We start from the raw sequence: 12,046 nt of genomic DNA, 5'->3' as shown, positions 1-12,046 counted from the left end.
CTTTTATTCTTTTAACCCGCGATCACCAATAGCAGCAACAAACCACTTTTGAGCGATAGCAAAGATAAATAACAATGGTGCAACTGCAAATGTACTTGCGGCCATAATAAGCGGCCACTGTATGCCATAAGCACCCTCTTGAATGAAGAATTGTCTTAACCCTTTCGTAATAAGAAGTTTATCTTCACTATTTAATATGAGCGATGGCCAAAGGTAATTGTTATACATCGCAATAAAGCTAATGAGAGCTAATGTAATAAACGTCGGTTTCGTTAACGGAAAAATGATTTGCCATAATATTCGCCAATGACTCGCCCCATCAACTCTTGCCGCCTCTACTAACCCATATGGCACTTGCAAAAAGGCTTGACGAAATAAAAAGATTCCAAAGACGGATATCGAATTCGATATAATGACCGCCGTGTGTGTGTCCATTAATCCTAATTGCGAAATAATGACATAGCTTGGTACATATGTAGCTGCTACCGGAACCATATAAGAGCCTAAAATGATCGCAAAGAGGACATTTTTCCCTTTAAAACGAAATTGCGTAAAGGCGTAAGCCATCATTGCAGAATTCACTAACTGAATGAGGACAATCACCGTTGCGGTAAAGGCACTATTAAAAATATAAAGTCCAAACGGTGCGGCGTTCCACGCTTCAATAAAATGATGCCATTGAGGACTTTCTGGCCACCAAACAGGAGGAAAAGCCCAAATCTCATCACGTGTCTTAATCGAATTCGTGACCATCCACAAAAACGGGAAAAACATCACGAAACTCATTATGATTAAAAATGCATGCTTCAATGTTGCAGATAACCTTACTTGCATTTGGTTCAACATACTCACCCTCTTATTGGTAATGCACCCATTTGCGCGACAAATAGAATTGAAGAAATGCAAGTATAGCAGTAAGAACTACTAGTATCGTCGCAACAGCGGTCGCACTCCCCATGTTAAATTGCTCAAAAGCAGACTGATAGTACATATACAAAATCGTTCGCGTACTCCCTGCTGGTCCCCCTTGGGTCAAAACTTGAATTTGATCGTAGGCTTGCAAAGAATCAATCATTGTAATGACAACTAGAAAAAACGTTGTAGGTGATATAAGAGGTACGGTTATATGAATAAACTTCCGAACCCTACTTGCTCCATCTAAATCAGCCGCTTCATACAATGACTCTGGCACTTTTTTTAGGGCATACATATAAAAAATCATCGCCCAGCCAAGTCCCTTCCAAACAGTGACAATGATAATTGCTGGCATCGCCCAATCAGTACTGCTCGTCCATCCTAATGCCGGAATATTAACAAGTGATAACAACCAATTTGCTAAACCAACTTTCGGCTCATAAATCCATGACCAAACGATTGAAATCGCTACAGTAGGTGTTACCCAAGGTGAGAAAATGATTGTTCGATAGATGGACATCCCTTTTCCTTGATTAGTTAAGAGCATCGCTAAAAACAAGCCACCAATAACGGTTGGAATAACCGTCCCTAGCGTAAAATATAGCGTATTCCATAGCACTGTATAAAATTGCGGATTTGTCAGTAGTGATACATAATTATCTAGCCAAACGTAATTAAATTCTGGACTAATGTAATCCCAATCAGTAAAGCTAATCCAAAGAGAGCGACCAATTGGATACAAATAAAAGACAATTAACGGAACAAGTGCCGGAATCATAAACAACCACGGGACCAATTTCTCAGTGAGCTTTACGGAAGAATTCTTTCTGATTTCAACCTTTTTTTTCTTTTTTTCTAAAGTGATGTCGTTTTGCATTTCCCACTCCTTTCACTGACAACTTTAGTGTAGCGAACAATTATGGAGAAACTGTTAAGCGATCTTTAATAAAACATTAAAATCCAATCAAACCCATAAAAACACACAAATCTATTCATACCTTTTATTGATAAGAGAATAAAATAAAAACATCTCCTAAATTAGAAGATGTTTTCAATCTCATTAATTGTTTCTCTTATTATTGTAACTCCGTGTTCCTCATAGTGTTCCTTCACTTTTTCTGGTAAAAGGTGATCTGTTATAATACCATTTATTTTATCAAAACCACACACTTTCAACATTGAAACAGCATCAAATTTACTTGAATCAGCAACAACAAATACTTTCTTCGCTTGCACTAACATTTTTTTCTTAATATTCCATTCCCCAATCCCATAGTCTGTTAGTCCGGCATGTAATGAAATGCCACTCATGCTCATAAAAACAAGTTAATATGAAACTGTGATAAAAATCTTCCGCTAATTCACCAACTACACAAAGCTCTGCATTACGTAACGTACCACCTGTAATAATAATCGTATATTGCGGCATGGTAGATAGTTCAATTGCTATTGGTAATGAGTTTGTAATAACCGTTAATTTTCTAACTCTCTTTTTTAATGCCTTTGCTATCTCAGTGTTCGTTGTGCTTACATCCATTGCAATTACTTGCTCTTCTTCAACAAGACTTGCTGCGATTTCAGCAATCTCCCGTTTCTCTTCAATATGTAATGTCTCTCTCGTTACAAATGATTGCTCTTTTGAATTATCTTTTTCCAAAATAGCCCCACCATGTACACGTTTTAACATTTGCATCGATTCTAAATATTCCAAATCGCGCCGAATCGTCTCAAGTGACACATTAAATTCCTTAGCAAGTACTTGTGCTTTTACCGAGTGTGTTTCCTCAAGCCACTCCATAATCCGTTCATGACGCTTTTGAACAAGCAATTCCCTCACACCTCCAAAAAAGTACACATTAAAAAAATCCTAGCATACCAGTTTTAAAAAAAGAAGGCGATTTACAATATTTTAATATAAGAAACATGTTTGTTATTTTTAGATTTATACAATCCCCTCTATTTCTGACACTTATAAGAAAAACATCGCATTTTACTAAACTTGCCTTTAAAATAGAAACTAAGTCGATAACGATTTCATAATGGAGGGTCGAATTATGAGTCTACCAATTGTCTTTTCTGATAAGCCACTTGCAAAAGACATTCAAGATTACCTAGCAAAACATGTTACTTTAACAATGTGGGAAGAACGATATAAGCTTAAACGTGAATTGCTATATGACAAACTTCAAGGTGTTAACGGTTTCATCACGAGTGGGGCTTCCATTAATGAAGAGCTACTACAATCAGCTCCTGAACTTCGGGCAGTTAGTACAATTTCTGTTGGATATGATCACTTTGATCTTAACGCCATGAAGAATCATCAAGTCATTGGTACACATACACCTTATGTTCTCGATGACACCGTAGCTGATCTTATTTTTGGTCTGATTCTAGCAGCAGCGAGGCGTATACCTGAGTTAGACATTCTAACAAAAAGCGGCAACTGGAAAAAAGGGGATTCGAGGCAACTTTTTGGCGTAGATGTTCACCATAAAAAACTAGGAATTATCGGAATGGGGAGAATTGGAGAAAAGGTTGCGAAGCGGGCGAAGTACGGTTTTGATATGGACGTTTCCTATTATAATCGCACCCGAAAAGAACAAACTGAACATCAACTTGGAGTTACATATAAACCTCTAGAGAGCTTATTATGTGAATCTGACTTCATTGTTCTGATGGTTCCATTAACGAAGGAAACAAACCATTTTATCGGTGCTCATGAATTTTCATTAATGAAACAAACAGCGATTTTTATTAATGCTTCAAGAGGACAAACAGTTGATGAAAAAGCAATGACAAATGCCCTATTATCAGGTGAAATTTTAGCGGCAGGGTTAGATGTATATGAACAAGAACCTATACAACCGACAAATCCACTATTAAACTTAGAAAATGTCGTCACTTTACCCCATATCGGCTCTGCTACAAGTGAAACGAGGCATGAAATGGCGATGTTAGCGGCGAAAAACCTTGTATATGCATTAACTGGGATCGGCACAGGCTATATCGTAAAGGAATTAAAAGAACTACAAATTGGTCAAACGGAATAATCTTTTTTAACGTGAAGGGAGTGAAATATGCCAGGTAACCTACATTTTTTTATATACAAAAAAATGAAGGAGGAAAACAATTGAAACAGAATTTAGAAACAAAAAGATTACAATTACAACAAATGAAAGACGAAGATGCGGCAACTTTATTTACGATTTGGTCTGATCCAATCGTTACAAAACATATGAATATTAGTTCGTTTAAAACGGTTAATCAAGCAACTGAAATGATTCGTCACTTAACTAAGTTAGCAGACGACAAGCAAGCGATCCGTTACTCAATCAACTTACGGCAAAGTGCTGTTATCATTGGCTCCTGTGGCTTTAATCAAATTGACTTTACGAACAAGAAGGCAGAGATTGGTTATGAGCTAGCATACGAACATTGGGGCTATGGCTACGCTCAAGAAGCGATCAATTGTCTCACAAATTATGGCTTTAAAGAGCTAGATTTAAATCGAATGGAAGCAAAAGTAGCTCCTGAAAATGCCTCTTCTATTAAGCTGTTGCAACGATTAGCATTCACTTATGAAGGGACGTTAAGACAGGCTGAGAAATACGACGGTGTATTTCATGATTTGGCCCTTTATTCTAAGTTAGCAGCAGATTAATAACGCTAAGCCTAATAGGAAGCATACTCCTATTAGGCTTTACGTATAACCTATACTATCTTTTAGAGTCGACATCAGATCTACTATCTGTAAATGATAACTACTTTTTCCGAATCGTAAGAACATAGCTTCCTTGCACGATCAGTAATACGACTGACATTCCTACAATCGAGAATAATTGGTTTTGGCCAGTTAAAATAGAGTAAATGACTGATAATGTAATTGCAATAATTAACAAAGTTGGCAGAAGATTATATGCTTTATAAAAGCCCATCAACATCACATGCTTTTCTCCATCATCTGCAGCCTCTAACAGCTTTTTTCCGTAGTCTGGATCGGATAGCTTTGGCATATTTCGTTCAGGGTAGCTTTTTCTTACTAGATCAATCATATATGTCATAAAGCTACTGCTTATGATGATGAGTATAATTGAGATAATAATGTAAGCTAAGGGCAAAGACATAATAAGTACGATGGCTGACGATAAAATGGCCAAAGTAAAACTCAGATAAATTAATAGACTTTGGTCAGCTACTTTACGATATTTGATAATGTCTATTTCATCCTCTTCTTCACCTTCAACGTTTTTCGCATTCAATGTTTTCATTTGTTGAAACAGAATCATTGTCAGTAAAAGGCATATGCCAATAAGGACATAAAGTGAGATAACAATAACATTCGTATATTCAGCTAAATCGAAAGAAAACCCCCAAAACATCATTGATACTGCTAAAAAACCAAAAATACCACCGATAATAAATTGCACTGACGTTCTAGCAAGTGTTTTCATAATAATTCATCCTCCTCAAAGAAAAATACTTGTTCCACAGGCTCGTTAAATACGCGGGCAATACGAACGGCAATTAGCAAGGAAGGAATATATTCCTCACGTTCAATTAAACTAATTGTTTGCCTAGATATCTTTGCGAGCTTGGCAAGCTGTGTTTGGTTCAACCGATCCCGGGCACGAAGTTCCTTCAAACGACTTCTCATCTATTATCACCTCACAACCATTGTAAAGGATCCTTTTATTTTTGACAAGTATTTTTGTCAAAAATAAAAGGATTTTGGTCATCTTCTCTCTACTTAAACAAAAAGAAAATCCAAAAGGTCAGTCTACCTTTGGATTTTCCTATAGTTTAATTTGGAGAAAAACCGGCTTTGCTAAGTAATAATTGCTCTTCAGTAAAAGACTCTTTCATTCTTTCATAAGCCATTTGAGCGGTTCCCTCACCATACCACCATTCCATACCAAGTTGCTCATATATCTCTTTTATTCGTAATCGTTCCGTCCTTTTACCATTACTTCCGTCTCCTGTAATAAAATCATCAATGACAACACCTTCCGTCGTATTTGCTAATATTTTGGGAAATGCTTCTGAAAAAGGTAGAACTGGTGCGAGTGCGACTTGTGTTTGGATTCCTAATTCATTTAATTGCCGTATCGCTTTCAAACGTGCTTGAATTGGCGGTGCTTCAGGTGAAAATACCTTCCTTATATCCTCACGATCCGTTTCAACAGTCATGCTCACTCTAACATGCTCTTTTAGCTGTGCAATAAGCTCGCGATCCCTTGTAACAAGGGGACTACGCGTTTGTATGAATAAAAAATGAGGAGGTTCTTCAACTAATGCTTCTAGTAAAGTCCTAGTTATCTTTTCTTTATATTCAAGCGGCTGGTAAGGATCTGTTGCTGATGACATGAAAATAGTCACTGTTTTGCCTTGTTTTTTTAGATGACGTACTTCTTTTTGCAGTTGTTCTTTTGTTGCCTGTTTCACATCAATCCAAGTACCCCACTCTTGTTTGCGAAACATTCCAACAGGACTTTGCCGAACATAACAAAAGGAACAAGCAAACGCACAGCCGGTATATGGGTTTAATGAGTGACTATATCCTGAGAGAAAACCACTCGTAGGAGTGAGGAGCCGTTTCGGTTTTTTAAACTGTACTAGTTTTTGCACCTTTTTTATCTGCCCTTCCTTTTAAAAATGAGAAAAAAAGTGCCTCGTCATTAAGACACTCTTCATTCACCTATAGTAACTCTACATTTAGCTGTTTTAATAACCATTTTGGTACAACAAAGCGAGCGGTCATAAGCGGATCAACAATTTGACATATTTCAGCCTGTCCACACGCACTCATTAACATCGTCACATCTTCAATAGAACGGTTGGATTTATCAACAATACGGATAATCATTTCCTCTGTTGCGATCCGAATAGCCTCATCTAACGTTTTTGCAGATGCAATCTGTGTGAAAGCATCCACATTTTCAAGCATAGGATGACGCAGTGTCGTATCTTTTATTACTTCTAACGTCACTGTTGCTTTTCCTGGGATTTCAATCCCTGATACACTTACTTCACCGTCTCCCATTGCTGCATGAAAATCACCTAATCCAAATAATGCACCTTCTGCAAATACTGGAAAATACAATGTTGCACCTCGGCAACCATTTTATTATCCATATTCCCACCATGACTGCCTGGTGTACCGCAATTTATCCCATCTCCCTCAGGTGCAACACCAATAACTCCAATCATTGGGTTAAGCGGAATTCGAACATCGTCAAATAGTGCATGCCCGTTTTCTACAGAAATTATTTTCGATTGCATTTCTGTAATATGCTGTCCCATCACTCCTAACTGAGGACCAACGACCATGACACCTTGATTTGCAAGTTCAATCTGCTCAATTTTCACCTTCAACACATCTCCAGGCATTGCTCCTTCAACATAGATTGGACCTGTCGCAGGATTAACTCGGTTCCAATCAATACGAGCTACCGGTGTATCCTCCGATCGAATTTGATTTGTAAAACAGTCATATGTCTCTATTTGTAAAGTTGTACCAGAATGGACTTTTTTAATCGGCTCATGCTGACGATTAAATTCATAAATAATACCTGCTTCTTTAGATAAATATTCCATAAACATGTCCCCTTTTCTTTATTCCTTTTATCATAACGGTTTGATCGTTCATTGTCACACTATCTACATTTAGAAGTCTATCGGATGAAAAAACCTGAAACTTCATTGCTTTCGTTTACAGTAACACTAAACATCACATCGTTTACTTCAAATAAGCCATCAATAAACACAACTGTTAAATCATCCATCACCTCTGTCGAATCATACTCTTGTTCAACAAATGCACCAAATTCAATTAGAATATCGCCCCAAAGCTGCTCTAATTCGTTTGTTGAAATGACTTCACTCATTTCCTCATCTAAATATTCCGTTGCCAAGTCAAAATTTCCATCTGCCAATTGTTCAATAAACGTTACTGCTAAAGCAATCTTCTCTTCATCTTCTGTAATCCCTTCATCATTTCCACTACATGCAACGAACAAGACTGACATATGTAATATTACAATTAATAACCACCATTTTTTCACTATACTTCAACCCTTCCTATTCATCTACAATTTCATTAGCTAATATTTAGTTTATAAATCCTCATAACTTGTTCCTTGAACGTTAAATGTACGTTCATCAATATGTAGCTACGAAACAAGAATTGGCAAGGTTTCACTCGACTCTTCGCCAAAACTATATGCTATGATATAATAATCAGGAAACATTAATATATAGGGAGATTTAACAACTATGCTACAAGTAACAAAGCTAATCATTTATCTAGCCGTTTTGTTTTTTATTGGTTATTCATATGGGTCGATTACAAAAGATACGGTTTTTGATAACTTTTTCATCATGCTGCTTTCCCTATTTATCCTTATCTTTATTACGGAAGCTATTTTTGCAGCATTAAAGAAAAGATTTCAACCAGAGAAATCACAGAATGAAAACAAAAATGATGATCCTGAATCTTGGAATGCGATGATGGAAGAAGTGAAAAAAGATTTTGAAAAGACTTGGAGCATTACCTATGAAAATCACAAACTTCACATTGTTAATAAATATAATAAAGAGCAACTATTCATTAACGAAAAACTAGTCGATGAATCGAACAGAATTCATTGGTATTCATGATTGCCCCTTTTCAAACATTAAAAGGAGAAATCCAGCACACAAACGAAGTACTACCTGTCAAAGTAATACTTGGAGGTTGGTTCAGCCTAAACTGTAAAGTGTATGTGAACAAAAAGCTCATTTTTAAACAAAAATTAAAATATGATCTTATTTCAGGAGGGTTTAAAGAGGAGGATAAAGACGGCCGAAATTAGAATAAGGACAGTGTCCATTATCTTCTTTTTTCTCCCTCACCTTCCTCCTCGTCTTCTTCGCGAACTTCTTTTTCCTCATGTAGTTCAACGGGCGATTGTGATGTAATATAATCAAATGGGGTGTAGTTGTTATCTGGAAGAGATTTATTTTTAATCATTTTGTAAGAAATGTGACTAATCACGTAAAGTAAGAAAATAATGAAGGTCATATAAAAGATGGTTGTGACGATCATTTTTAACCTCCCTCTTTGTTTTAAACACTTGGCAAAAAATATCTTCTCTATTTTTAAAAAAAGAGAGCATGAAAATCTGTATGAACTGCTATTTTCAATGCTCTCTTTAACTTAGTTACTATTCTTTTTTTGAAAAGCTGATATCGCGTCATACTCTTGTTCGAGCAAACGTGGCAATCTAATAAAAATCGGCATTAATTCTTGATAGACAACCGTTGCTTCTTGAATAGGCTTATGGGAATGAATCGCTCCAACCATATGTTTCACATCGCCCAATGATTCCATTTCTCCACTTGCATACATTCCTAAAACTACTGCCCCTAAACATGAACTTTCATAGCTTTCTGGTAGCGTAACCTCCTGATCCAAAACATCAGCAAGCAATTGTCGCAAAAATGGAGAACGGCTAAATCCACCTGTAGCTTGAATCCGTGTAGGTCTGCCAATTAACTCCTCTAACGCCAGCAACACACTATACATATTCATCATAATTCCTTCAAGGACGGCCCGAATCATGTGCTCTTTCTTATGGTGCATTCCTAACCCAAAGAAAGAACCACGAGCATGAGCGTTCCATAATGGTGCACGCTCTCCAGTTAAATAAGGATGAAACAATAACCCGTTCGATCCTGGAGTAACTCTAGAGGCGATTTCAGTTAGCACATCGTAAGGATCCTTTCCTAGCCTCTTAGCCGTTTCAACCTCGGCACTTGCCAATTCATCACGTAACCACCTAAAGATCATGCCCCCATTATTAACAGGACCACCAATGACCCAATGCTTTTCTGTCAAAGCATAACAAAAGACTCTCCCTTTCGGATCTGTCACTGGTCGATCTGTCACTGCTCTAATCGCCCCACTAGTGCCAATCGTTAAGGCAACAACACCGATCAATCGCATTCACTCCTAAATTGGACAAAACACCGTCACTTGCACCAACGAAAAATGGTGTATCACAATGAAGACCCATTTCATTGGCAAATTCACCTATTAATCCAGTCAAATTAGTTGTCGTTGAAACAGGTACTGACAATTGCTCACGTGAAATCCCTATTATTTGTAATACTTCTTCGTCCCAGTCCAAATTTTCTAGATGAAACATCCCCGTTGCAGAAGCAATCGAATAATCTATCACAAATTGACCAAACAACCGATAGAAAACATACTCTTTTATTGAAATAAATTTATTTTCCTTTTTCAGCCACTCTGGATGCTCTTCTCTCATCCAAACCAATTTAACGAAAGGTGACATTGGATGAAGGGGGGTGCCTGTCCGTAAGTAAATCATATGTCCATTATAATCATGTTTCACTTTCTCTACGTAAGCAGAGCTGCGATTATCTGCCCAAGTAATCGAATTTGTCACCGGTTTTCCAAATTGATCAACAACGATAAGACTATGCATGGCCGAACTAAATGAAACAAACTCCACTTCATTTTTAGTTTTTTTTGCTTCAGTTGAACATTGCTTAATCACAGTTACTACTGCTTGAAATATTTCATCAGGATCTTGTTCAGCCGTAGCTGGCGTAGGGGTGTAGAGCGGATATTCCACATTAGCTCGATATAAAACCTCTCCTTCTTTATTAAACAAAACTGCTTTCGTACTCGTTGTGCCAATATCGACACCGATCATTACCATCCCCACAATAAAACCTCCTAAAAAAACAATAAGTTAACATGCAACCCTTACTTAATAAAGATGCCAAGTAATAAGGCAACTGTCAACCCAACTAACCCAATTAATGTTTCCATAACTGTCCAAGATTTAAGCGTATCCTTAACGCTTAATCCAAAGTAACGACCTACTAACCAAAAACCTGAATCATTTACATGTGACAATACCGTTGCACCAGAAGCAATTGCAATGACAATTAAACCGAGGACAGGACCTTCTAATCCAAGGATTGCAATTAGTGGTGAAACAAGTCCTGCAGCTGTCACCATTGAAACTGTAGCAGAACCTTGTGCCACACGTACGGCAGCGGCAATCAAAAAGGCTAATAAAATCGGCGGTAAGTTAGAGCCCGCCATCATATTCCCAATTACATCTCCAACACCAGAATCGATTAATACCTCTTTAAAGACACCTCCTGCACCTGTTACTAAAATAATTATCCCTGCAGGCTCAAGTCCTTTATTCGCAATATCTTGAACCTCTTGACGTGTATATCCACGTTTTGTTCCAAGAAACACAAATGTTAACAGCGTGGCAATCGTCAATGCAACAAATGGGTGCCCTAAAAATGTTAAGATTTGCTTTGCAATATGACCATCTTCTAACCAAACCCCAGAAACCGTGTTACATAAAATTAAAACTAACGGGGTTAAAATAATCGCCGAAATAAGCTTAAAGCTCGGAAGGTCACGGTCATATTCAACTTCTTCCATATTCATGTAGTCAGGCACAACAATATGAAGACGCTTTGAAATATACCGTGCAAATAAAGGACCGGCTATTATCATTGAAGGAATTCCCGCAAGTGCTCCGAACAAAATGACCCAGCCTAAATCAGCTCCAACTAAATCTGCTACCGCAATCGGCCCAGGAGTTGGTGGGATAAAACTATGAGTGACCGCTAAACCAGCTAATAACGGAATCCCATAATATAAAAGCGATTTCCCAGTCTTTTTCGCTAATCCATAAACGATTGGAACTAAGATAATAAAACCTACATCAAAGAATACGGGTATTGCTACTAGAAATCCTGTGACCCCGAGCGACCATTGTGCCTTATCTTCACCAAATTTTTCGATCAATGTTCGTGCTAGGCGATCAGCACCACCTGATACTTCAAGCATCTGACCAAACATGGCACCAAGTCCAACGACAACCGCAACAAAACCTAATGTACCTCCCATGCCATTTTGCATCGTTTGTATTACTTGGTCTAGGGGCATACCTGCCAATACACCAACAATTAAACTAACGAGTAACAACGCAACAAACGCATGTAGTTTTGTACGAATGACAAGAAATAATAATAGAAAAATACCCGCTAAAGCAATTAAAATTAACATTTGATCTGACATGATGTTCACTTCCCC

General features: G+C 37.5%; 15 protein-coding genes and 1 pseudogene. 3 read left to right on the top strand and 13 right to left on the bottom strand.

The genetic code is table 11. The features are described 5' to 3' along the window. Positions 1–3: 3 nt before the first annotated feature. The 4 genes from JCM19034_RS11440 to JCM19034_RS11430 all read right to left on the bottom strand — a co-directional run bounded on the left by JCM19034_RS11440 (position 4) and on the right by JCM19034_RS11430 (position 2,743). Complete coding sequence (locus tag JCM19034_RS11440; protein WP_062049852.1) at positions 4–846, bottom strand: carbohydrate ABC transporter permease; 843 nt, start codon at positions 844–846, stop codon at positions 4–6. Positions 847–856: 10 nt separating this feature from the next. After that, positions 857–1,693, bottom strand: a complete 837-nt coding sequence (locus tag JCM19034_RS11435; protein ID WP_062050080.1) for a carbohydrate ABC transporter permease — start codon at positions 1,691–1,693, stop codon at positions 857–859. Positions 1,694–1,953: 260 nt separating this feature from the next. Continuing rightward, on the bottom strand, positions 1,954–2,226 hold the full coding sequence (locus JCM19034_RS24090; RefSeq protein WP_269431695.1) for a hypothetical protein: 273 nt from the start codon (positions 2,224–2,226) through the stop codon (positions 1,954–1,956). Further along, on the bottom strand, positions 2,165–2,743 hold the full coding sequence (locus tag JCM19034_RS11430) for a DeoR/GlpR family DNA-binding transcription regulator (protein WP_269431694.1): 579 nt from the start codon (positions 2,741–2,743) through the stop codon (positions 2,165–2,167). The genes JCM19034_RS24090 and JCM19034_RS11430 overlap by 62 nt, the downstream gene beginning before the upstream one ends. 226 nt (positions 2,744–2,969) lie before the next feature. Here JCM19034_RS11430 and JCM19034_RS11425 point away from each other — a divergent pair, with 226 nt between their 5' ends. Continuing rightward, entirely contained in the window at positions 2,970–3,965 is a 996-nt protein-coding gene (locus JCM19034_RS11425) for a D-glycerate dehydrogenase (protein ID WP_231686930.1), read from the top strand. An 80-nt stretch (positions 3,966–4,045) separates the two neighbouring features. Next, positions 4,046–4,576: a GNAT family N-acetyltransferase gene (locus JCM19034_RS11420; RefSeq protein WP_082394008.1), complete on the top strand. Its 531-nt coding sequence runs from the start codon at positions 4,046–4,048 to the stop codon at positions 4,574–4,576. A gap of 100 nt (positions 4,577–4,676) precedes the next feature. On the opposite strand, the gene JCM19034_RS11415 is transcribed toward JCM19034_RS11420, so the two are convergent. The 6 genes from JCM19034_RS11415 to JCM19034_RS11395 form a co-directional block, all read right to left on the bottom strand. Further along, entirely contained in the window at positions 4,677–5,366 is a 690-nt protein-coding gene (locus tag JCM19034_RS11415) for a DUF3169 family protein (protein WP_062049848.1), read from the bottom strand. Then, positions 5,363–5,569: a helix-turn-helix transcriptional regulator gene (locus tag JCM19034_RS11410; RefSeq protein ID WP_062049846.1), complete on the bottom strand. Its 207-nt coding sequence runs from the start codon at positions 5,567–5,569 to the stop codon at positions 5,363–5,365. Before JCM19034_RS11410 ends, JCM19034_RS11415 begins: the two co-directional genes overlap by 4 nt. Positions 5,570–5,715: 146 nt before the next feature. Then, positions 5,716–6,540 carry a radical SAM protein gene (locus JCM19034_RS11405; RefSeq protein WP_062049843.1) on the bottom strand — a complete coding sequence of 275 codons (825 nt, stop codon included), beginning with the start codon at positions 6,538–6,540 and terminating at the stop codon, positions 5,716–5,718. A 70-nt stretch (positions 6,541–6,610) separates the two neighbouring features. Continuing rightward, on the bottom strand, positions 6,611–7,015 hold the full coding sequence (locus JCM19034_RS24980) for an acetamidase/formamidase family protein (RefSeq protein WP_370621911.1): 405 nt from the start codon (positions 7,013–7,015) through the stop codon (positions 6,611–6,613). Then, complete coding sequence (locus JCM19034_RS24975) at positions 6,973–7,509, bottom strand: acetamidase/formamidase family protein (RefSeq protein WP_370621910.1); 537 nt, start codon at positions 7,507–7,509, stop codon at positions 6,973–6,975. The genes JCM19034_RS24980 and JCM19034_RS24975 overlap by 43 nt, the downstream gene beginning before the upstream one ends. A 77-nt stretch (positions 7,510–7,586) precedes the next feature. Next, on the bottom strand, positions 7,587–7,976 hold the full coding sequence (locus tag JCM19034_RS11395) for a DUF3887 domain-containing protein (protein WP_062049841.1): 390 nt from the start codon (positions 7,974–7,976) through the stop codon (positions 7,587–7,589). Positions 7,977–8,187: 211 nt separating this feature from the next. Here JCM19034_RS11395 and JCM19034_RS11390 point away from each other — a divergent pair, with 211 nt between their 5' ends. Continuing rightward, on the top strand, positions 8,188–8,571 hold the full coding sequence (locus tag JCM19034_RS11390; RefSeq protein ID WP_062049840.1) for a hypothetical protein: 384 nt from the start codon (positions 8,188–8,190) through the stop codon (positions 8,569–8,571). Between the two features lie 211 nt (positions 8,572–8,782). Here the strand turns inward: JCM19034_RS11390 and JCM19034_RS11380 are convergent, their stop codons facing one another. The 3 genes and pseudogenes from JCM19034_RS11380 to JCM19034_RS11370 form a co-directional block, all read right to left on the bottom strand. Continuing rightward, positions 8,783–8,998 carry a DUF3951 domain-containing protein gene (locus JCM19034_RS11380; RefSeq protein ID WP_062049836.1) on the bottom strand — a complete coding sequence of 72 codons (216 nt, stop codon included), beginning with the start codon at positions 8,996–8,998 and terminating at the stop codon, positions 8,783–8,785. Between the two features lie 111 nt (positions 8,999–9,109). Beyond that, positions 9,110–10,634: pseudogene (gntK, locus tag JCM19034_RS11375) on the bottom strand (gluconokinase). A 53-nt stretch (positions 10,635–10,687) separates the two neighbouring features. After that, complete coding sequence (locus JCM19034_RS11370; protein WP_062049834.1) at positions 10,688–12,031, bottom strand: GntP family permease; 1,344 nt, start codon at positions 12,029–12,031, stop codon at positions 10,688–10,690. Between the last annotated feature and the right edge of the window lie 15 nt (positions 12,032–12,046).

This window comes from Bacillus sp. JCM 19034, assembly GCF_001310635.1.
GTDB lineage: Bacteria > Bacillota > Bacilli > Bacillales > Bacillaceae_D > Halalkalibacter.
Note: the sequence above shows the minus strand (reverse complement) of the source record. Positions and strands in the feature narration are given on the sequence as shown.

Excerpts from the sequence above, each read along its gene's own strand:
- JCM19034_RS11440 (WP_062049852.1), bottom strand. The coding sequence starts at position 846 with ATGTTGAACCAAATGCAAGTAAGGTTATCTGCAACATTGAAGCATGCA.
- JCM19034_RS11435 (WP_062050080.1), bottom strand. The coding sequence starts at position 1,693 with ATGATTCCGGCACTTGTTCCGTTAATTGTCTTTTATTTGTATCCAATT.
- JCM19034_RS24090 (WP_269431695.1), bottom strand. The coding sequence starts at position 2,226 with ATGAGTGGCATTTCATTACATGCCGGACTAACAGACTATGGGATTGGG.
- JCM19034_RS11425 (WP_231686930.1), top strand. The coding sequence starts at position 2,970 with ATGAGTCTACCAATTGTCTTTTCTGATAAGCCACTTGCAAAAGACATT.
- JCM19034_RS11415 (WP_062049848.1), bottom strand. The coding sequence starts at position 5,366 with ATGAAAACACTTGCTAGAACGTCAGTGCAATTTATTATCGGTGGTATT.
- JCM19034_RS11410 (WP_062049846.1), bottom strand. The coding sequence starts at position 5,569 with ATGAGAAGTCGTTTGAAGGAACTTCGTGCCCGGGATCGGTTGAACCAA.
- JCM19034_RS24975 (WP_370621910.1), bottom strand. The coding sequence starts at position 7,509 with ATGGAATATTTATCTAAAGAAGCAGGTATTATTTATGAATTTAATCGT.
- JCM19034_RS11390 (WP_062049840.1), top strand. The coding sequence starts at position 8,188 with ATGCTACAAGTAACAAAGCTAATCATTTATCTAGCCGTTTTGTTTTTT.
- JCM19034_RS11380 (WP_062049836.1), bottom strand. The coding sequence starts at position 8,998 with ATGATCGTCACAACCATCTTTTATATGACCTTCATTATTTTCTTACTT.
- JCM19034_RS11370 (WP_062049834.1), bottom strand. The coding sequence starts at position 12,031 with ATGTCAGATCAAATGTTAATTTTAATTGCTTTAGCGGGTATTTTTCTA.